We start from the raw sequence: 21,190 nt of genomic DNA, 5'->3' as shown, positions 1-21,190 counted from the left end.
CTTTAGGGGCTGACTGAAAAGGTTATGCGGTTGGTAGACTTTTTCAGAGAGTCTTGAGACTCAGCTAGTGTCATGCCCTTATAGGGCGTAATCAAGCCACCCGTTTTACGGGTGGGTACTGACTATTTTATGAAATCAGCGTAAACGAGTTGCTTTTTGCTAAGTCAGAAATTTTGTTTATTAAAAATAATAGAGATAGTAAATAGAAGTTGCTACTGATAAAGCTTTCTAAAATATGCGATTTAGTTCGGGATGTATATTTGCACTTTTTTGTGCTAAGCCTATTTACGTAATAATAATTAGACCGAGCTTGTTAGCTTTATTTTGATTTGCTAAGAGAGTAGGGAAGCTATGAATAAATCGTTATGGGATATATTTCAGAGCAGAAATCTCAGTAGACGGGATTTTATTAAAAATTGCGTAATGGTAACAAGCATTCTTGGTTTAGCACCGCACATGCTTACGGAGGTTGTTAATGCGGCCGAAAAAAAGCCGCTGATACCTGTGCTTTGGATACATGGGCATGAGTGTACTGGTTGTGATGAAGCGTTTATCAGATCCCAGACTCCTCTGGCGTCAGATACAATTTTAAATATGATATCACTTGAAGAGATGGAGGTGCTTGGGGCTGCGGCTGGGGAAACTTTAGAACATCATTCGAAGGAAATTATGCAAAAGTATGCCGGTAAGTACCTATTGTTAGTAGAAGGTGCTGTACCAATTGGCGAGGGTGCAATTACCTGCATGATAGGCGGTAAGCCTTTTGTTGATAAGCTTAAAGAGGCTGCTCAAGGCGCAGCGGCTGTGATTGAAGTCGGGTCGTGCGCAACGTGGGGCGGAATACAGGCCGCTAAACCTAATCCGACTAATTCTGTTGCTATCAGCGAGGTAATAAGCGGTAAGCCTATTATAAAAATTCCTGGATGCCCGCCTATTCCGGAGGTTATAACTGGTGTTGTTATGCATTACAGCTTGTTCGGCACCATCCCGCCGCTAGACAGTAAAGGACGGCCTAAACAGTTTTTCGGCAATAGGATTCACGATACTTGTTATCGACGCGCTTTCTTCGATTCAGGAATGTTTGTTGAAACTTTTGACGATATTGCCAGCAAAGCCGGCTGGTGCTTATATAAAGTAGGGTGCAGAGGGCCGGAGGCTTATAACTCATGCGGCAACTTAAGATGGTGGAACGGCATGTCTTATCCGATTCAATCTGGTGCACCGTGCATCGCCTGTGCCGCAAATGATTTTTGGGATAATGATCCTTTTCATCAGAGGCTGCCGAATATTCCCGCGCCTAATACAATAACTAATGCCGATAAATTCGGAATGATTGCGGCAGGTGTAACAACAGCAGGTGTGATAGCTCACGGGGTAGCGTCTTACGTAAATCATAAAATAAAGAGTAAGCAGCGAAAAGATGAGAACGAAGAAGATAATAAATAGGTTCTATTCAGATCTGCAATGGCTTCTTTGAAAGCACCGGAAGATGGTGCTTTTTTTGCCGTTAGGTTAATAGATATTTTTCAACAGCATATGTTCTTTAAAAAAACACAAGACCCCATTTGAATAAAAAAGGAATTTTTTAGCTAAAAATAGAAACAATACCAGACTGCCTAAAAACAGGGAGGTTATCTCGTGGACAAAGAGTTAATTATCAGCGAAACGATAGAGAAGTATGAAAAGTATATTAATCCGGCTATTGCCAGATTATTTCGGTTTATGGGGCTTGCTACAATAGAATGGCAAGCTGAAGGGGATATCATTCGTGATATTGATGGCAAAGAGTATATTGATTGTTTAGGCGGTTATGGTGTATTTAGCTTAGGCCACCGTCATCCGAAGGTTATTGAAGCAGTAAAAAAACAGCTTGATTATATGCCTCTTTCAAGTAAGGTGCTTTTTAATAAGCCAATGGCAGATTTGTCTGAAATACTTGCTAAAATAACTCCGGGCGATTTGCAATACAGCTTTATTGGAAACAGCGGAGCTGAAGCTGTTGAAGGAGCAATAAAATTAGCTCGTGTTTATACTGGGCGGGAAAAGGTTATTGCCACTGCTAATGCCTTTCATGGTAAAACGATGGGGGCTCTTAGCGCAACTGGGCGTGATGTTTTCAGTCGCCCGTTCAGGCCGTTGCTTAGTGGTTTTAGTCATGTGTCTTTTGGTGACTTTTCGGAATTAGAGAAAGTTGTCGATGAAAATACAGCAGCTGTAATTCTTGAGCCTATCCAGGGCGAAGGTGGAATCATTGTGCCGCCCCAAGATTATTTTGCTAAAGTTAGGGCGCTGTGTGATAAGCTTGGTGTGGTCTTAATTTGTGATGAGGTGCAGACAGGCTTGGGGCGCACAGGCAAGATGTTTGCAGTTGATCATTATGGTGTTGTTCCTGATATCATTACGACTGCTAAATCACTTGGGGGCGGCGTTATGCCAATCGGGGCATTCACAGCCAGACCTCATTTATGGGATAAATATATTGAAAGTCCGTTTCTACACACATCAACCTTTGGCGGTAATCCGCTGGCGTGTACTGCGGCTATTGCGGCAATAGAGGCCATAATAGAGGAAAAATTAGCAGAGAAAGCTGACCAGACTGGACGTTATTTTATTGATGAGCTGAATAAAATCCAAAAGCAGTTCCCAGCAGTTGTTAAGGAAATGCGCGGTAAGGGGCTAATGATTGGTGTTGAGCTTACCAAAGAAGGAATTGGCGGTTTCCTTATGTCAGAGTTAATCGCGCAAGGTGTGTTGGTAGCTTATACGTTGAATAATCCGAACGTTATCCGCATTGAACCACCTCTAAATATTTCGCGTGACCGTGTGAACAAAGTTGTAGGCGCGTTCAGAGATGCTATTGAAAAAGCAAATGATATGATAGATGATTTTTGAGGAGGAACTTAATATGCCTTTCGTCGAAGTAAGTGTACCGGTAATGTGTGATCGTCAAGATATATACCCTATCTTGAAAGATATGGAAAAGTATCCAGATTTCATGGCAGATTTGATTAGTGTAGAAGTATTAGAAAGAAAAGAAAATACTACCATTACCAAGTGGGTATCAAATGTAGATGGACGAACAATCAAGTGGACAGAGTTAGACACTTTTGATGATGAGAATTTACATATAGCGTATCGTCAGCTTGAGGGGGATCTCAAACGGTTTGAAGGAGAGTGGATATTAACGCCAATTTCCGGGGGCACAGAGGTAAAACTAACTGTCGATTTTGAATTTGGTATTCCGATGATTGCCGGACTTTTGAACCCAATTTTAAAGAAAAAAGTTCGGGAAAACAGTCTTAATATGCTTAACGCAATAAAAGATAAGATGGAAAATAATAAATAGAAAACTAAGTTACCTTATATATGCCTTCAAAGTATTTTATGGGGGTCGATTATGAACAGTATGAGGACAATGCTATTACTTACCGGATTAACAGGACTGCTGCTGGCGCTGGGTGGTTTGCTCGGCGGGACAACAGGTATGACAATAATGCTAGTGGTATCGATTGTTACTAATTTTGTCAGCTACTGGTACAGTGATAAAATAGTTCTTAGCATGTATGGGGCAAAGTTAGTCACTTCTCAAGACTCTCCTGAGCTAATTCGCTTGGTGTCGGCACTTGCCCAAAAGGCAAAGATTGCGATACCGAAAGTTTATTTAACAGATGCAGATGCTCCTAATGCCTTTGCAACAGGTAGAAATCCTGAAAATGCTGCTGTTGTTCTTACTAAGGGAATTATAAATGTTTTGGACTCGCAAGAGTTAGAGGCTGTTCTAGCACATGAATTAGCTCATATCAAAAATCGTGATACATTAATTAGCACTATTGTAGCTACTGTTGCTGGGGTTATTACGATGGTTGCCAACATTATACAGTGGGTTGTCCTTTTAGGTTTTGGTAAGATTAATCAAAATGAGGACAATAGATTTGCCAGCACAGCTGAAGTAATTGTTATGGTGTTGCTAGCTCCGCTGGCGGCAACTTTAATTCAGTTTGGTATTTCGCGTGCACGTGAATTTAAAGCTGACGAAACAGGAAGTCAAATATCGGGTAATCCATCGGCTTTAGCTAGTGCGCTTGAGAAAATTGAAAGACATGCGATGGATAGAGTGATGCCAGAGGCGACGCCTGCCACATCACATATGTTTATTGTTAATCCATTCAGCGGCAAAGGCAACTGGGTTATGAATTTGTTTAGCACACATCCCGAGACTAGGAGACGTGTTGAGGTTTTAAAACAATTGGCAAAAAAATAGCAGACCTACGCTGGTTATTTCTGGCGTGCGGAATACTAATTTATAAATACCCATAGACTATGTTTAAACAAGGAGGGGTAATTATGGATAAAACATTACAATGGCTTAAGGAAATAACTGAAGCGCCTGGAATATCTGGCTTTGAGGATAAGATCAAAGAACTGTTAGTAAAAAAACTTGACGGTAAGGCGGAGTTGTCTACCGATAAAATTGGCAGTGTGATATTTAAGAAAAACGGCGCAAAATCTGGGCCTAAGATTATGCTGGCAAGCCACATGGATGAAATCGGTTTTATGGTTAAGAATGTCACTAAAGATGGCTATTTAAAGTTTCTTACTATCGGCGGTTGGTGGGAACAGGTTATGCTAGGCCAAAGAGTAACAGTTATGACTAGCAAAGGTGCTATTCCTGGTGTTGTTGGCAGCAAACCACCGCATATTTTGACGCCTGACGAACGAAAAAAAGTAGTCCAGAAAAAGGACATGTACATAGATATTGGTGCAACTGATGAAAACGAGGCTAAAAAGACCTTTGGTGTACGTCCTGGCGATGCTGTAGTTCCTTACAGTGAATTTACAGTGATGGCAAATGAAAAACTTCTTATGGCAAAAGCGTGGGACAATCGTGTAGGCTGTGCGATAATGGCTGATGTACTTGAGGCTATGAATAGTGAGCTGCATCCGAATACGGTATATGGCGTAGGAACAGTCCAGGAAGAAGTTGGCTTACGCGGTGCAACAACTAGCGCTGGTGCTGTTGACCCAGACCTTGCGTTTGCAGTTGATACCTGTGTGGCTGGTGATACACCAGGAGTTAGTGAAGATCAGGCACCGGCTAAGCTGGGTAAGGGTATTGCTATTACTTTTTACGATGCTAGTATGATTCCTCATACCAAGCTGCGTGATTTTGTTATAAATTTGGCTGAAGAAAATAATATTCCTTATCAGTTAGCGTTTACAGAGGGTGGCGGTACGGATGCTGGACGTATTCATGTTCATGCCAAGGGTGTTCCAAGTCTTGTATTAAGTATACCGACACGCTATATCCATAGTCACAACAGCATTATTCACCGAGATGATTACGATGCTGCGGTAAGGCTGCTCGTGACTATTATGAAAAAACTAGATTTCCAAAAGTATGAGGAGTTGTTGAGATGAACCAAAATATTCTTCCTTACCGTGGTGTTAAGCCCCAAATAAAAGATGAGGTATATGTAGCTCCTGGTGTTTTTGCCATTGGTGACGTAACAATAGATACCGGCGCAAATATTTGGTATAACACTGTTTTAAGAGGCGATATGCATCCTATAAAAATTGGTAAGTATACCAATATACAGGATAATTCAACAGTGCATGTTATGCATGACTACCCTACAATTATTGGAGATTATGTAACTGTAGGTCATGGTGCAGTTATACATGGAACAACGATAGGCAATAATTGTCTAATTGGAATGGGCGCTATAATTCTTAGTTATTCTGAGATAGGCGATAATTGTATAGTTGCTGCTGGTTCACTGATACCAGAACGTAAGAAAATTCCACCGAACTCTTTGGTAATGGGATCGCCAGCCAAGGTGGTACGCACGCTAACCGATGAAGATATTCAAAATATTAGAGCTTCGGCCATGAATTATTACAAATTGGCGCAAGACTATCTTGCGAAGGAATAAGTATATGGAGAACACACTTGTATTAGTTAAGCCAGACGGAGTTGAGCGAGGCTTATGCGGTGAAATTATCACACGTTTTGAAAAGCGTGGGTTAAGAGTAGTTGGGCTTAAACTGCTGATCCTTTCTAGCGAACAGGCTGAGAGGCATTACCAAGAGCATGTTGGCAAACCTTTTTTTGAGAGGTTGCTTTACTATATTACTTCTGGTCCGATTGTGGCAATGGTGATAAGAGGTAATGAGGCTGTGAAAATTGTTCGTACAATGATGGGACCAACTAATCCGGTGAATGCACCACCAGGGACTATCCGTGGTGATTATGCTACTACAATGGAAAGGAATATAGTTCATGGTTCTGACGGTATAGAGAGCGCAGAGCGTGAAATAAAGATTTTCTTTGAGCAAAATGAGGTTTTCATTTGATCTGAATTAGGTTAAGAGAGGTGCAGAATGAGCGTATACACTAAAACTGGCGATAAGGGCACTACTGGCTTACTAACTGGTGAGCGTGTCGATAAAAGCAGTGTGCGAGTAGAAGCCTACGGTAATGTAGACGAAATTAATTCGGCATTAGGTATTGCTCGTGCTTGGTGTGAAAAGCCTCAGGTTCGTGAAGAAGTATTAAAGATGCAAAAACTTCTAATGATGATAATGGCTGATCTAGCTAGCGTAAACAGTGAGCATAAATATACTTCAGCGCAGCATATTCAAGAATTAGAACAGACTATTGATAAATTTGATCAGCAGCTACCACCGCTTTCCAGTTTTTTGATACCTGGAGGTACTAAGGGGGGAGCGGCATTAGATGCTGCTCGAACTACTGCTAGGAGAGCTGAACGCCAAGTGTGGCGGCTATCTGAGACTGAATCGGTGGATGAAGTTTTAATCATTGTACTAAATCGCATGTCTGACTTATGTTTTGTACTAATGAGATTTGAAGAACATTGACTACAAAAAACTCCTTAAAATGCAAAAGTATTTTAAGGAGTTTTTTAATTGTCACAAATCCGCTTAGTTTGACATACATTATAACGAGAATTGTATACATATAATAAGGGGGCGAGCGCGGTGAAAACACTTAAAATTTATGTCGTTTCGGTGCCGAAACCACTGCGTAAAATTATGCAAGTTTTTTGCAAAAATAGCTAAAAAGACAAAAAATAATAACCGTACATAAACGGTTATTATTTTTTTTATTCAGGAATAAATTGGTAAAGAAGGAAGTATAAAGTTAACAGAGAATACAGAAAATACAAACAATTATTATTGCTGTAAGATTATAGAAACAGCTTAGGAGGGATATTGTTTGAAAGAGTACAGAAGCAGCAACTTAAGAAATGTCGGGCTTATATCACATGGAGGAGCTGGGAAGACGTCACTGACCGAATCACTTCTGTTTAACTCGGGAATTATCAGCCGTTTAGGCAAGGTTGATGATGGCACTACAACAACAGATTTTGAACCTGAAGAAGTAAGAAGAAAAGTAACAATCAGTACAGCACTAGCACCTTGTGAATGGCGTGAACATAAAATTAATTTTGTGGATACGCCGGGATATTCAGATTTCGTGGCAGAAGTTAAAGGGTCGCTTAGAGCAGTGGACAGTGCAATAGTTCTATTATGCGCAGCAGCAGGGGTCGAGGTAGAGACGGAAAAAGTATGGAACTATGCTGAAGAACTAGCTTTACCAAGAATGGTGTTTATTAATAAGATGGATCGGGAAAACGCGGATTTCTATGCTGTGCTTGATAAAATGAAAAATAGTTTCGGAGACAGAATTATCCCTGTCCAAATTCCAATCGGGGCAGAAGAAAGCTTTAAGGGCGTAGTTGACTTAGTTAATATGACGGCTGTAACTTCTATTGGTTCAAATAAATATAAAGAAACAGTCATCCCAGATGAACTAGCTGATTCAGTCTTAACTGCAAGGCAGCAATTGATTGAGGCTGTAGCAGAAATGGATGATGACCTATTAACAAAATACCTAGACGGTGAAGAATTGACAAATGATGAGATTAAATTTGGTTTAGTAAAGGGTGTAAGTGAGGCCAAAATCTATCCGGTTATGTGCGGTTCAGCCTTCCGTAATATTGGTATTCCGCAGCTGATGGACTCAGTACTGGAATATTTACCGTCACCAGATAAAAGGGTAGTAGCTGGCAAACACCCAACTACGCAAGAAATGCTCGAAAGAAGAAGCACAGATCCATTTTCGGCAATGGTATTTAAAACAACTGCTGACCCGTTTGTCGGCCGGCTTAGTTACATAAGAGTGTATTCGGGAGCGTTAAAACCGGACAGCACATTATTTAACATGTCGAAAGGAAAGAGTGAAAGAATCGGTAATGTATTCACCTTAAGAGGCAAACATCAGGAGACATTAACTAGTGTTCATGCCGGCGATATTGCCGTTGTTGCTAAGCTGCAAGAAACAGGTACCGGTGATACTCTGTGTGAAAAAGATAAACCCATTTTATTTGAGCCAATATCTTATCCTAAACCTATGTTTACAATGTGCCTTGAAACGAAAAACAAAGGCGATGAAGATAAAATCGGCAATGCGCTTAGCCGGATAATTGATGAGGACCCAACAATAAAGGTTAAGAAAGATAGCGAAACAGGTCAGCTCTTAGTGAATGGTGTAGGAGAGCTGCATTTAGACATAATGGCTGAAAGAATAAAAAGAAAATTCGGTGTCGAGATATTATTAAAGCCACCTAAAGTTCCCTATCGTGAGACAATAAGAAGTTCGGTAAAAATAGAGGGTAAGCATAAGAAACAGAGTGGCGGCCACGGACAATATGGACATGTTTGGCTGCAGCTTGATCCATTAGCGCCAGGCGGAAATTTCGAGTTTGTTGATTCCTTATTTGGCGGATCGGTACCGCGCCAGTATGTTCCGGCAGTTGAAAAAGGTGTGCGTGAAGCAATGACTGGCGGTATATTAGCTGGATTCCCGATGGTGGACGTTAAGGTGACACTATATGACGGGTCGTATCATACTGTCGATTCTTCTGAAATGGCTTTTAAAATTGCTAGCTCATCAGCCTTGCGCAAGGGCGCTATGCAGGCTAAACCTGTCCTTTTAGAGCCTGTGTGTAATGTTGAAGTAAAAGTTCCTGAATACTTTATGGGCGATGTCATTGGCGATTTGAACGGCAAACGAGGCAGAATTCAAGGCATGGAACCAATTGGCCAAGGATTAGGTGTTGTTAAAGCTCAAGTTCCAATGTCCGAGTTATTTAAGTATGCTATTGACCTTAGATCAATAACACAAGGACGCGGAACTTTTGATATGATGTTCTCCCATTATGAAGAAGTACCACAGCGCTTGGCAGAAACTATAATTGCAAGTAATAAGAAAGCTGGTACAGAAATTTAGTTAAGACCAAAAATTAAAGCTATCGCGAGCTGACAGTCAGCTTGCGATAGCTTTTTAGCCCTTATGGAGCTATTTTGAATTGATTTCTGATAGTGTTATTTCGGGCTTTAGATAGATTTCAAATGTTCTCTCCCAGGGTAAATGAGTTTGAAGTTTAATCGAAGTTACAGCTGCTTCCAGCTTGCCTTGGGCAGTTTTAATTTCTATGGGGTGCCTAAAAGCTTTGGTGTTAAACAGCTGGCGACAGTTGTTTTGCATAAATTGGTTGATTATAGTATTTGTCTGTGCGTAGTGTGAACCCAAATTATAAGGATCAATTATACTTGCTTTCAATCGATTATTTATAAAGGGCTGAACCTCTTTTAGGTAGTACCAATCATCGAGAAACCTGGCTGTTAAGAAGGTTAGATTATCTTTATAGAGTTTCAATAACTCCCTATCATCATTGATTGTGTTAGGAAGAGTGGCAGTGAACACTGTGGCCTGAGTTACAGCTGTACCTATCGAGTTGCTTGTCGTGTTCCAGCCGGCGTAAGCAATGAGTCTATTTAACTTTGTATCTTGTTGTAGCAGATAAGAAAACACTGTTTCTTCTGCTAAGAAGTTTTCGCTAAGGTCGACTAATGCAACTTTATAGCCCTGATTAATATAGTTTTGTACCGTTTGTGCGGTTGATGGTAATATATTTATATTGCTTTTTGTTCCGATATGGATAAATAGAATGAAGTCTGCCAGATCTGGATGCTCTACCTGAATACCGCCGACTAATTTGATTTTCTCGCGAGCAGTACTGGCTACCGAATGTGGCATGTACGGCATGACTATTTGTGGTGCTTCTGCATCAGAGTAGGCTACATACACCTTGGGGTTAAAGGAATTTAGGTGAGATGCAATCTTCCCGACTATAGTTAAAGCAACCTCATCGGTACCTCTTGTAATAAAAACCTTGTCAAATAGATTTTTATTTTGGGTTAAGTGATGTTTTAGCTTATGTTTTGCGATGTTTGGCATGCCGAAAGGCTGGCCGTCATCTTGTCCTAGTACCAAACTGGTTAGTATGTTTTTTTCGGCAAGGTCAACTAGGGCTAAGTTAAGATCAATATTCTTTTTATAAAGTGAATTATAACGTGCAATAATTTCTGGAGGTATTTGCTGTTCTAGTTTCTCTAGTGCCTCAATATCGACAGGGTTTTCGAATGTATAAATTTGATCTTTAAGTGTAGAATATTTTAGCATATTTTTCTGATGTTGGACTGTTTGACTGCTGTCAGCAATTAAAAGGCGAGGAATTATGCTAAAGGCGTGAATTGGCAGATAGGGTCTATCTTGATGTATTTTAGTCAATAAAGCAATAACTTCATTGGCGTCTTGAGAAGTGCCTGTTGATAAACGGGAAGACAACAGCCCGCCGTGAATGAGCATATCAATAGATACAATTGCAGCATCGGCTGTTTTAGCCTCTCGGAGCAGCCAGCTTCTTAAAGCCTGTTTGTCAGCTGGAGTTTTATAATTATCAAGAATACTTTCCGGTGGTGTTATAATTTTTATATTTGCAATTTTAGCTAAGTCTACGACAAACTGTGTACAGGCAGGCCTGCTGTCGAGAGGTACTAAAACGACATTTAATTTGTAATTTTGGTTATCAATAATGTTAATAGGTTTTAGGGGAAAATAAGGTTTTTGGGCGTTGAAGATTGAAATAATTGATATAAGTAGTATAATAACGACTGCTACGTAGCGTTTTTGCATGGGTCACCTCTTTTCCTTTGCTCAATTGTATTCGCTTAGTTATAAAAAATTCCTGTAATAAGGTAAATCAGAATTGTCAGTAATGATAAGCTAAGGTATAAATCTATGTTGCGGTAAAAAAATATGCTACAATATATAATATTAAATTAGAGGTATTTTATGAGAATTATAACTGGCAAGGCTAAAGGTGCAAAGCTGAAAGCACCTCGAGGTTTGGATACAAGACCTACAACAGATAGAGTTAAAGAGTCTATATTTAATATACTTGGCGATGTTGTTAATGGCGCGAAAGTTCTAGATTTGTTTGCGGGCACAGGTAACTTAGGTCTTGAGGCTCTTAGTCGCGGTGCGACACAAGCAGTGTTTATCGATCAAAGCGCTGTTAGTATAGGTGTTATTAAAGATAACGCCGCTCATACAAAGCTCGTAGATTACGCCGAAATTCATAAAGGTGATGTATTAAGGGTATTAGATAGACTTAGTAATACGGATAGGATGTTTGATTTAGTTTTCTGCGATCCTCCGTATAATAAAGGATATGTAAGGTCTGTGTTAGAAAAACTTGATCAAAATGGCATTTTTGCTGAGCAGGGAATTTTAGTTTTAGAGCATTCTCGTCATGAATCAGTTGAAGGCGAATGGAAAAGCTTAGAACTAAGACGCAGTGAGAAATATGGTGAGACAATTGTTAGTTTTTTTATTTATCAATCGAAGCATTAATAGAAGCGGAGGATGTTGCAATGCGCATCGCGGTCTGTCCTGGTAGTTTTGATCCTGTAACAAATGGTCATATCGATATATTCGAACGGGCTAGTAATATGTATGATTTAGTTATTGTTGCAGTTTTCCATAATCCGAATAAGAAGCCCTTATTCAGCATGGAAGAAAGAGTCGAGCTTTTATCTATCTCTACTAAGCATATACCAAACATACAAATTGATTCTTTTTCAGGACTTTTAAATGACTATGTTCGTCAAAAAAATACGAATATTATTGTCAGAGGTTTACGGGCTTTGAGTGATTTTGAATATGAGTTTCAACGAGCGCTTCTTATAAAAAAAGTAGATCCAGTTATTGAAACAGTTTTTATGATGACAAGTAGTGAGTATTCATTCTTAAGTTCAAGCGGAATTAAAGAATTAGCAAAATTTGGCGGACCGATTAAAGGACTTGTCCCAGAATGTGTAGAACAAAGGATAGGTCAGAGAATGTTAGATTACTAATTTTATGTTTTAATTATAATGGGAGAGGTAATAATGACTATAGATGAGATACTTGATGAAATTGAAAATATGTTAGTTGATTCAACCCGTGTACCATTTACTAACAAGCTAGTAATTGAGGAAGATGATTTAATTCGTCTTTTAGATGAACTGCGCGAAGTGATGCCACAAGAAATAAAGGATGCCGCGAAAATTGTCAGCGAACGTCAGCGTATTTTGGAGGAGGCCCAGAAAGAAGCTCAGAATATAGTTGACCAAGCTAAGGTATATGGGACAAAACTAACGGATGAAAATATAATTTCCAAGCAGGCTCAGGAGCAAGCAAATGAAATAGTTCTGCAAGCGAGAAAAGCCGCTCGTGATTTACAGAATGATGCTATTACATATGCTGATGACGTGTTTACGCATCTTGAAAACAATCTTAAAAAAGCCCTGGAAGTAGTTCAGCAGGGGCATAATAACTTACAGCAAAATAAACAAAATCAATAAGGGAGCAGTGCTCCCTTATCTTTTTACTACATATGTAAATAGGCTTCGGACGATATGTATAGTTATCGAAATTGAGATTAATAGGCTAAGCAATAGCAGGAGCTGATAACCGACCTGTTCTATCCGTGCTCCCCAGAAAGCAAATGTATTTGCGCTGCCTACATTGAACATTACGGGTGTGATGAATAACTTGGTTATTCCCTGGCACGGGCCCATAAGAACAGCAGTTAGGATAGCAGCAAAGATGGCGTGCAATACGCGGGCAACCATATAAGGAGTCATCCTAATACCAGATTCGATTACGATACTAGCAACCTGGCCATGAACAGATAAACCGCTCCAAGCAATTATTGCGCTCGCAATCATAACTTTCTCTGTAAGTGGTGCGTTTGCTTGGCTGGCTGCTAGTGCTCCTAAATCTATTTCAAATAAGCCGCTTACAAGTGCTGGTGCAAGACTTGTGCTAATACCGAACGAGCTTAAAAGTACAGCAAATAATGTATCAAGATAGCCGGTGATGCCGACTACTGATAAAATCCTGAGAAATACAGAGAAAAGAATAATGAATCCGCCGATTAGTAGGATTGTATTCATCGAATTTTTTACTGAATCTCCGAGCAGTTGGCCGAAGGAACGTCTGTCTTCTTGTCTGGCGTCAAACATTGCTCGGAACGCACGAACTACAATATTGCCGCCTGATTGTGAAGTCTGTTCGCTAGGTTTTGTGTCACGGTGACGGCCGTGAAAACGAAACAGAACACCAACTATAAAGCTTGCGACATAGTGGGCGATAGCTATTGTTGCCCCAATTTCCGGCATTCCGAACATACCTACCGCAACAGCACCAAACATAAATAGAGGGTCGGCGGTATTAGTAAAAGATAAAAGGCGTTCAGCTTCTACTGCGCTGCACAGCTGATTCTTACGGAATTTACAGGTGATAACTGCATCCATAGGATATCCTGACGCTAAGCCCATGGACATTGCAAAGGCGCCGACACCTGGTACATTAAATACCGGGCGCATCAGTGGTTCTAGTAATACACCAATGAAGTGAACAACCCCTACTCCCATAAGGATTTCGGATACAATGAAAAAAGGCAGTAATGATGGAAAAACAACATTCCACCATAGATTTAATCCAACTATGGCCGAGTCAAACGCTTCTTTTGGAAATTCTACCATGGCTATTGTTATAAATACTGTACAAAAAGCCATAAGATATGTCTGTAGGCGGGACTGATAACGTTTGCCTCTGCCCCAAATCCTCATAATAAAAACCCCTCCTCCATCCCAGGCAGTCTGATAATATATATATTGAATAGAGGAAGGTAATATAACCAAAATACAACAATTGAAGTGAGGTGCTGTATGAGATCCAAAGTTGGCTTGGTTCTCGGGTCAGGTGGTTTAAGAGGTTTAGCTCATGTGGGTGTTTTAAAAGTATTAGAAAGAGAAAAAATTAAGATAGATTATGTTTCTGGCTGCAGTATCGGCGCTTTGATAGGGGCTTTATACTGCTGTGGGCATACTCCTGAAACTATTTTAAAGCTGGCAAAGCATTTGAAAAGAAGGCATTGGCTTGATTTTGTTGTTCCGAAAATGGGGATTTTTTCGGGTGATAAAGTCTTAGAAACCACCCGACTATTAACACAGCAGAAAACCTTCGCAGATCTTAATATTCCGCTCGCGGTTGTAGCTACTGAAATAAATAGTGGGCAGGAAGTCGTTTTTACAGAAGGTGATATAGCTAAAGCTGTTAGAGCTAGCGTGTCGGTTCCGGGGGTCTTCGTTCCGTATAGATGGAATGACAAGCTATTTGTAGATGGTGCAGTAGTTAATCCAACGCCGATTGATATAGCTCGAAATATGGGTGCAGATGTTGTAATTGCCGTTGATTTAGCGCATGCCGGTACTGTATGCAGTCTGAACAATATGTTTGATGTTATTATTCAGTCAATCGATATTATGGAAAGGGAGTTGTTTAAATATCGGCAGCAACACTGCAGTGTGCTTATTAGACCTGAAATTGCCCATATTTCTCCAAGTTCGTTCGAGGCTATCGATGAATGCGTACTATTAGGCGAACAGGCCGCCGAAGCTGCTCTTCCAGATATTAAGAAAATTTTAGAGGACGGCTGTCAGGGGTGATAAATAGGAGAATGGCGAAAATCCAGACCTCCATAGGTCCAGGGAGCTGCTGGTAAGCTTAGTGTGTAGATATCTGTAGCCAATGTGTCATAAGAGAGCATTTTTTGTAGAGTATCAAGGTCATGATTGTTGCGGCTTCTGCTGTTTAAGTAATGAGTGGTTTTAGTTACAAGTGGTATCGATGATGTTTTGTTAATTTCACCGAGGAGTTCGCGGCCTTTTTTGTTAAAGGCTAACACCCGGGCGTAGAGAGGTCCCTGTTTATCAAAATGCACTATTTCGGCTTGAGAGGTACCTAATAATAAGTGAATTAGTATGCGCCGAAGCCTTGTACCAGTGTAGCGTCTGCTTTTAATCAACGCTAACAACTCAGTCGTGTTTCCGGCTTCTAAGGCTGAACTCATCATCTTATTATGCAGTCCTTCCGATACGTCGGGAATTTTTTCGAGTTCGGACGCTTTAGTTGTCCTTAGTTTAGCAAGTATAATATTATCCAGCTTGCCAGCCTCGGATGGTCCGCGCTGGTTTTTTGTTATTTCCTGAATAATACTATATACTTCAGGAGGAACAGTTCGACTAATGTCATCGTTCTGCCGTTCGACAAGGGACCGTCTTATCGCGGTAGCGCTAGCTATTGAACCAGTGATGTTTATATCATGATAGTTCGCGTGCTGGCGCTTAATGGCTATAGGTATAATTGTCGGTGCAAATTTTCGGATGGAACGCAGATATTCTATTGCAAGAATATTATTGGGTGAAGTAAGTATTTCCTTGGGGACAGTTTGTATGGAAAGTATGGCATTGCTTAAAGCTGCAGCGTAAGTCTGACCGTTCTGTAAGTTTAACTGCAGTGCTTCAATAACTTCTTTATTTTCCGTTGCTTCGGCAATTTTCTGCAGTATTTCCAAGTCAGGATGTTCTGCCCCGAAGCTTAGGTGACCGACAACTCCTAACGCATTTAGTAGCCGAACTCCTCCTTGGGCAAAATATTGCGCGCTTCGCACAGCGAAGACAACAGGCAGCTCTAGTACTAGATCAGCTCCGCCTGTGACTGCCATCTCAGCTCGTTTCCACTTGTCGAAGATTGCTGGTTCACCACGCTGCATAAAATTTCCGCTCATTACGCATATGGCATGGCTGCAGTCTGATGATTTTTTTGCTTCATTGATCTGTAGTTGATGGCCGTTGTGGAAAGGGTTATATTCAGCAATAATACCAACAGCGCGCATTTAATAACACCTCTATTAAAGTTATTTAGTATAGAAACAGTTAGATTAACTTGATAAAACTGTTGCAAATGATTTGTTATGCTTCGGGAATTTATCTTATAATCCTGCAGATAATATGCCTATATGTAAAAAGTAGTCTGATATTTTTCTTTTTTGCAGGGGAAATAATAAGTGTGTCGAATAGGCTAATATTGGATTTGTCTTTTTGCTAACTGCAAATTGCAGCACAACCAAATATGTTAGGGGGATTTTTAGGGTGAAAGTTTTAGTAGTAAATTGTGGTAGTTCTTCTTTAAAGTATCAATTATTTGACATGACTGATGAGTCTGTATTGGCAAAAGGGTTAGTAGAACGGATTGGTATTGAGGGTTCAGTTTTAACACACCAACCTGCCGACAAAGATAAAACAATCATTAATGCAGACATCGAAAATCATAGCATTGCTATTAAATTAGTAGTAGATGCCTTAACAAATGCTGAGCACGGTGTTATTGCCAGCATGCAGGAAATTACTGCGGTTGGCCATCGTGTAGTACACGGTGCCGAAAAGTTTGCTAGCTCAGTATTAATTACTCCTGAGGTAATGCAAGCACTTGAAGAATGTATCGAAATGGCTCCATTACATAATCCGCCAAATATTTTAGGCATCAATGCTTGTGAAAAACTTATGCCTGGTGTACCTCAAGTTGGTGTTTTTGATACTGCGTTCCATCAAACAATGCCTAAAAAAGCTTTTATCTATGGCTTGCCATATGAAGCGTATGAAAAACATCGCGTTAGAAGATATGGTTTCCATGGCACCTCACATAAATTCGTTGCGCAAAGCGTAGCTGAACTTATGGGCAAAGATATAAGTGAACTTAAAATCGTAACTTGTCATTTAGGCAATGGATCAAGCGTTGCAGCAGTAAAAAATGGACAAGTTATTGATACAAGCATGGGCTTTACTCCGCTTGAAGGCTTAGTAATGGGAACACGCTGCGGTGATGTTGATCCTGCCATTCTGCCTTTCTTAATGAAAAAAGAAGGCCTATCTGTAGAAGATATGGATAATTATATCAACAAAAAATCCGGCGTTCTTGGAATTTCCGGCGTATCAAGCGACTTCCGCGATATTGAAGGTGCTGCAGAAGAAGGTAACGAGCGTGCTCAGTTAGCTCTTGATATTTTCGCGTACCGCGTTCGCAAGTATATCGGCAGCTACGTTGCAGCAATGGGTGGCGTTGATGCAATTGTATTTACTGCGGGACTTGGTGAAAATTCTGTAAGCATGCGTGCAATGATTGCTGAAGGTTTAGACTTCTTAGGAACTAAGATTTGCAACGAGCGTAATAATGTTCGTGGTAAAGCACGCGAAATTAGCGCTGAAGGCTCACAAGTAAAATTATTCATTATTCCAACAAACGAAGAATTAATGATTGCTCGTGACACTAAAGTTATCTGCAATAAGTAAAATAGAATAAATGAAGGTAGGAGCGCGTAATAGTACGTTCCTACCTTTAGATTTCTTGACAAACATTATAGTGGTAGCTATAATAGATGAAGGTTGGTGGAAAATGATGAAAATTAATGTAACACAGGCGAAGAATGAAATTGGTAGCCGGCATATGTTTAAGTTCGTCACTTCTGCTGAACAATTGGGTATCGGCGATGAGCACCCATGGACAGATAACGACATAAATGTTGAAGGTCAAGTTGTAAACACAGGTAGAGCTCTTGAAGTGACAGGAGCTATTAATGCTGTTGCGTGCTACCAATGTGATCGCTGTCTGGATGAATTTTGTACTAATGTAGAAATAGCCTTTAACGAAGAGTTTCTGGAAGGCAATAGCTCTGATGATAGCGAGGAAGATATTAGCTATTTTCAGGGTGATGAAATAGACCTTTCGGAGTTAGTTCGTGAAAATATTCTACTTGCACAGCCTATAAGCACTGTTTGTAAAGAAGAGTGCCGCGGTCTTTGCATAAAATGTGGTAACAATCTTAACCAGTCAGAATGTTCTTGTGATCGTCATATCGTTGATCCTAGGCTTGCCGAATTACAAAAATTTTTTAATAAAGACTAGCTGAGTTACTTCTTATGAGGGCTCTAACTCGCAAGTTGAACGTTCGCTGTTAAGGAGGTGTAGTAAATGGCAGTACCTAAGCGTAAAACGTCCAAGGCTCGTCGTGATAAACGTCGTGCTAACTGGAAACTAACTGTTCCTGGTCTTATTGCATGTCCGCAATGTCATGAACCAAAAATGCCGCACCGTGTATGTCCTGAGTGTGGTCACTACAATGGTAAGATAGTAGTTAAAGCAGAATAATATTTTCCAGTGTGAGCAAGATATGAGTTATTAAGACTCTGTCTTGCTCACTCGTTTTTACTTGCATTATTGAAAGTTAATGGCTATAATAGGTATTAACAACTGGTTCTAGTACTAACTGATAAAACTAGGTGATGTAATGGCGAGAATACAAAAAAAACACAGACAACAGCAATTAATTGAAAAAATTCAGTCTAGCCCATTCCTTACTGACGAGGAATTAGCTAGATTATTAGACGTTAGTGTCCAGACAATTAGACTAGATCGGTTGGAACTAGGTATACCAGAACTTCGTGAACGCACTAAGCTAATGGCGGAAGATGCTCAGACTAAAGTAAAAGCTATATCTAAAGGCGAGGTTGTTGGAGATCTGATTGACTTAGTATTAGGTAAATCAGGTATTTCGATGATGGTTGTTACACCGGAAATGGTATTTGAAAAAACTCAAGTCGCGCGTGGTCACCACGTCTTTTCACAAGCCAATTCGCTGGCACTGGCTGTTATAGATGCTCCGGCAGCTGTAACAGGTGTCGCCAACATTAAATATAAAGTACCAATTAAAATAGGTGAAAAATTAGTCGCAAAAGCAGAAGTTGTTAAACAAAGAGGCAATAAATATTTTATTTGGGTAAAAACTAGGAACGAAGCGCAAGAAGTTTTTCGCGCAAAATTTATTATGGTTTCATTGGACTAACGAAGGGAGATACTCAATGAAAATCGCAGTTGACGCGATGGGGAGTGATTACGCCCCAGAGCAAATAGTATTAGGAGCAATAGAAGCTGCTAAAGAGTATCAATGTGACATAGTTCTCGTCGGCGACCAAGCACAAATTGAGAAAATATTACATAAGAACGATACTAAAAATTTAAATATTGCTATTCAGCACGCAAGCGAAGTAATAGAGATGCAGGAACATCCGGGAGCTGCTATTCGCAAGAAAAAAGATGCTTCGGTGGTTGTTGCAACAAGGCTAGTAAAAGAAGGGGTTTGCGATGGGGTTATCTCAGCCGGAAGCACTGGGGCTGGTGTAGCCGCAGCACTTTTCGGACTAGGGCGCATTAAAGGTATCGAGCGTCCGACAATTGCAACTCCGATGCCTAATATAAGCGGTACAACCGTACTATTAGACTCAGGTGCTAATGTCGACAGCAAGCCAAAACATTTAGTGCAAAGTGCTATTATGGGGTCAATTTACGCCGAGTATATCTTAGGAATAAAAAATCCTCGCATAGGATTGCTGAATATTGGGGAAGAAGAGACTAAAGGCAATGAACAGGTATTAGCCACATATCCGATGCTCCAAAAACTTCAGACTATAAATTTTATCGGGAACGCTGAAGGCCGCGACATTCCAAAAGGAACGGTCGATGTAGTTGTATGTGATGGCTTTGTTGGCAATGTTGTGCTAAAGTTTGGTGAAGGTCTTGCTGGTGCGATAATGCAGCTTATAAAAGAATCAATAAAAAATAGCGGTCTTATGACTAAAATCGCATCGCTCATGGTTTTGCCGGCGCTCAAAAGCCTTAAGAAAAAAATCGATTATGCTGAATATGGTGGTGCTCCTTTGCTTGGAGTAGATGGTTGTTTTATAATATGTCACGGTAGTTCCAAAGCTAAAGCGATTAAAAACGCCATACGGGTAGCAATAGAATTTAATGAGAACAAGGTTGTTGAACATATTCGGGAGAATATAGCAAAGGAGGGGATTTTAAACAATGACGGTGAATAATAAAGCTGTAGGTATAATAGGCGTAGGATCATATCTTCCAGAAAAAATAGTAACAAATGCTGATTTGGAGAAGGTAGTAGAAACTTCCGACGAATGGATATTTGAGAGAACAGGTATTAAGGAGCGGCGAGTGGCTGATGGTGATACGGCGACATCAGATATTGCAGCTAAGGCTGCTGAAATGGCGCTTGCTGACGCTGGTATTACTGCTGAGGAGATAGACCTTATAATTGTAGCTACTGTTACACCGGATATGTCTTTTCCATCAGTAGCTTGTCTGGTTCAAGATAGATTAAAAGCTAAAAACGCTGCAGCCTTTGACTTGTCAGCTGCGTGTTCTGGATTTACTTATGGTATGGTTGTAGCGAGTTCTTTCATAAAGTCAGGTGTTTATAAAAAAGTTTTAGTGATTGGTGCTGAAACACTTTCAAAAATCATTGACTGGGAAGATCGTAATACCTGCATCTTGTTTGGTGATGGTGCTGGGGCCGCTGTACTAGGTCAAGTAGAAGACGGCTATGGCATATTAGGGGTAGAACTTGGTGCAGATGGATCTGGCGGCGACTTACTGAAAGTTCCAGCTGGTGGATCTCGTCAGCCTACATCTATTGAAACTTGCAATAATAAATTGCACTTTATACATATGAATGGTAATGAAGTGTTTAAATTTGCAGTTAAAGTAATGGGAGAAGCTGCTGTTAAGGCATTAGACGATGCAGGGCTAGATCCTGAAAGTATAGATTGTCTGATACCGCATCAAGCTAATATTCGAATAATCCAATCTGCAGCTAAGCGTCTTAAGGTCCCTATGGATAAGGTGGTAGTTAATGTTGATAAATACGGCAATACATCAGCTGCATCCATTCCTATTGCTTTAGCTGAAACAGTAAAAAGCGGAAGAGTCAAAAAAGGCGATATTGTTGTATTAGTTGGATTTGGTGCTGGACTTACGTGGGCATCGTGCGTATTAAAATGGTGCAAGGGGGATTAGGTTTTG

General features: G+C 40.3%; 22 protein-coding genes. 19 read left to right on the top strand and 3 right to left on the bottom strand.

Going from position 1 to position 21,190, the window contains the following annotated elements; all coding sequences use genetic code 11:
* Positions 1 to 351: 351 nt before the first annotated feature.
* The 9 genes from V6C17_RS00540 (at position 352) to fusA (ending at position 9,313) form a co-directional block, all read left to right on the top strand.
* Positions 352 to 1,446: a hydrogenase small subunit gene (locus V6C17_RS00540; RefSeq protein ID WP_333520612.1), complete on the top strand. Its 1,095-nt coding sequence runs from the start codon at positions 352 to 354 to the stop codon at positions 1,444 to 1,446.
* Positions 1,447 to 1,638: 192 nt separating this feature from the next.
* On the top strand, positions 1,639 to 2,892 hold the full coding sequence (locus V6C17_RS00535) for an aminotransferase class III-fold pyridoxal phosphate-dependent enzyme (protein ID WP_333520611.1): 1,254 nt from the start codon (positions 1,639 to 1,641) through the stop codon (positions 2,890 to 2,892).
* A 13-nt stretch (positions 2,893 to 2,905) separates the two neighbouring features.
* Positions 2,906 to 3,346, top strand: coding sequence for a type II toxin-antitoxin system RatA family toxin (locus V6C17_RS00530; RefSeq protein ID WP_333520610.1), 441 nt, complete (start codon positions 2,906 to 2,908; stop codon positions 3,344 to 3,346).
* 51 nt (positions 3,347 to 3,397) lie between these two features.
* Entirely contained in the window at positions 3,398 to 4,261 is an 864-nt protein-coding gene (locus V6C17_RS00525; RefSeq protein WP_333520609.1) for a zinc metalloprotease HtpX, read from the top strand.
* A gap of 83 nt (positions 4,262 to 4,344) precedes the next feature.
* Entirely contained in the window at positions 4,345 to 5,418 is a 1,074-nt protein-coding gene (locus tag V6C17_RS00520; protein ID WP_333520608.1) for a M42 family metallopeptidase, read from the top strand.
* A complete protein-coding gene (locus V6C17_RS00515) occupies positions 5,415 to 5,933 on the top strand; it encodes a gamma carbonic anhydrase family protein (protein WP_333520607.1) in 519 nt (172 codons plus the stop codon). The genes V6C17_RS00520 and V6C17_RS00515 overlap by 4 nt, the downstream gene beginning before the upstream one ends.
* Positions 5,934 to 5,937: 4 nt before the next feature.
* Complete coding sequence (gene ndk / locus V6C17_RS00510) at positions 5,938 to 6,354, top strand: nucleoside-diphosphate kinase (RefSeq protein ID WP_333520606.1); 417 nt, start codon at positions 5,938 to 5,940, stop codon at positions 6,352 to 6,354.
* Positions 6,355 to 6,381: 27 nt separating this feature from the next.
* Entirely contained in the window at positions 6,382 to 6,879 is a 498-nt protein-coding gene (locus V6C17_RS00505; RefSeq protein WP_333520605.1) for a cob(I)yrinic acid a,c-diamide adenosyltransferase, read from the top strand.
* A gap of 358 nt (positions 6,880 to 7,237) precedes the next feature.
* Positions 7,238 to 9,313 carry an elongation factor G gene (gene fusA, locus V6C17_RS00500; RefSeq protein ID WP_333520604.1) on the top strand — a complete coding sequence of 692 codons (2,076 nt, stop codon included), beginning with the start codon at positions 7,238 to 7,240 and terminating at the stop codon, positions 9,311 to 9,313.
* 69 nt (positions 9,314 to 9,382) lie between these two features.
* On the opposite strand, the gene V6C17_RS00495 is transcribed toward fusA, so the two are convergent.
* Entirely contained in the window at positions 9,383 to 11,062 is a 1,680-nt protein-coding gene (locus V6C17_RS00495) for a DUF4127 family protein (RefSeq protein WP_333520603.1), read from the bottom strand.
* Positions 11,063 to 11,221: 159 nt separating this feature from the next.
* On the opposite strand from V6C17_RS00495, the gene rsmD reads away from it, so the two are divergent.
* The 3 genes from rsmD to V6C17_RS00480 are packed head-to-tail and all read left to right on the top strand — an operon-like array spanning position 11,222 to position 12,774.
* The gene (rsmD, locus tag V6C17_RS00490) at positions 11,222 to 11,782 is read left to right on the top strand and encodes a 16S rRNA (guanine(966)-N(2))-methyltransferase RsmD (RefSeq protein WP_333520602.1); all 561 of its coding nucleotides are present in this window, start codon (positions 11,222 to 11,224) and stop codon (positions 11,780 to 11,782) included.
* Between the two features lie 20 nt (positions 11,783 to 11,802).
* Positions 11,803 to 12,285, top strand: coding sequence for a pantetheine-phosphate adenylyltransferase (gene coaD / locus V6C17_RS00485; protein WP_333520601.1), 483 nt, complete (start codon positions 11,803 to 11,805; stop codon positions 12,283 to 12,285).
* A 33-nt stretch (positions 12,286 to 12,318) separates the two neighbouring features.
* On the top strand, positions 12,319 to 12,774 hold the full coding sequence (locus V6C17_RS00480) for an ATPase (RefSeq protein WP_333520600.1): 456 nt from the start codon (positions 12,319 to 12,321) through the stop codon (positions 12,772 to 12,774).
* Positions 12,775 to 12,789: 15 nt separating this feature from the next.
* Here the strand turns inward: V6C17_RS00480 and ylbJ are convergent, their stop codons facing one another.
* On the bottom strand, positions 12,790 to 14,046 hold the full coding sequence (ylbJ, locus tag V6C17_RS00475) for a sporulation integral membrane protein YlbJ (RefSeq protein WP_333520599.1): 1,257 nt from the start codon (positions 14,044 to 14,046) through the stop codon (positions 12,790 to 12,792).
* Positions 14,047 to 14,145: 99 nt separating this feature from the next.
* On the opposite strand from ylbJ, the gene V6C17_RS00470 reads away from it, so the two are divergent.
* Positions 14,146 to 14,925, top strand: coding sequence for a patatin-like phospholipase family protein (locus V6C17_RS00470; protein WP_333520598.1), 780 nt, complete (start codon positions 14,146 to 14,148; stop codon positions 14,923 to 14,925).
* Here the strand turns inward: V6C17_RS00470 and V6C17_RS00465 are convergent.
* Positions 14,916 to 16,154: a nucleotidyltransferase gene (locus V6C17_RS00465; protein ID WP_333520597.1), complete on the bottom strand. Its 1,239-nt coding sequence runs from the start codon at positions 16,152 to 16,154 to the stop codon at positions 14,916 to 14,918. The two genes, V6C17_RS00470 and V6C17_RS00465, sit on opposite strands and share 10 nt — an antisense overlap.
* A gap of 256 nt (positions 16,155 to 16,410) precedes the next feature.
* Between V6C17_RS00465 and V6C17_RS00460 the strand changes: the two genes are divergently transcribed.
* The 6 genes from V6C17_RS00460 (at position 16,411) to V6C17_RS00435 (ending at position 21,184) form a co-directional block, all read left to right on the top strand.
* Positions 16,411 to 17,607, top strand: a complete 1,197-nt coding sequence (locus V6C17_RS00460; RefSeq protein WP_333520596.1) for an acetate/propionate family kinase — start codon at positions 16,411 to 16,413, stop codon at positions 17,605 to 17,607.
* Positions 17,608 to 17,617: 10 nt separating this feature from the next.
* On the top strand, positions 17,618 to 18,220 hold the full coding sequence (locus tag V6C17_RS00455; RefSeq protein ID WP_333520595.1) for a YceD family protein: 603 nt from the start codon (positions 17,618 to 17,620) through the stop codon (positions 18,218 to 18,220).
* Between the two features lie 66 nt (positions 18,221 to 18,286).
* A complete protein-coding gene (gene rpmF / locus V6C17_RS00450) occupies positions 18,287 to 18,463 on the top strand; it encodes a 50S ribosomal protein L32 (RefSeq protein ID WP_333520594.1) in 177 nt (58 codons plus the stop codon).
* A gap of 139 nt (positions 18,464 to 18,602) precedes the next feature.
* Positions 18,603 to 19,157, top strand: coding sequence for a transcription factor FapR (gene fapR / locus V6C17_RS00445; protein WP_333520593.1), 555 nt, complete (start codon positions 18,603 to 18,605; stop codon positions 19,155 to 19,157).
* A 16-nt stretch (positions 19,158 to 19,173) separates the two neighbouring features.
* Complete coding sequence (plsX, locus tag V6C17_RS00440) at positions 19,174 to 20,193, top strand: phosphate acyltransferase PlsX (RefSeq protein ID WP_333520592.1); 1,020 nt, start codon at positions 19,174 to 19,176, stop codon at positions 20,191 to 20,193.
* Positions 20,180 to 21,184, top strand: a complete 1,005-nt coding sequence (locus tag V6C17_RS00435; protein WP_333520591.1) for a beta-ketoacyl-ACP synthase III — start codon at positions 20,180 to 20,182, stop codon at positions 21,182 to 21,184. Before plsX ends, V6C17_RS00435 begins: the two co-directional genes overlap by 14 nt.
* The last annotated feature ends 6 nt before the right edge of the window (positions 21,185 to 21,190 follow it).

It is taken from the genome of Dendrosporobacter sp. 1207_IL3150, assembly GCF_036763085.1.
Taxonomy (GTDB): Bacteria; Bacillota; Negativicutes; order DSM-1736; family Dendrosporobacteraceae; genus JBAIYU01.
Note: the sequence above shows the minus strand (reverse complement) of the source record. Positions and strands in the feature narration are given on the sequence as shown.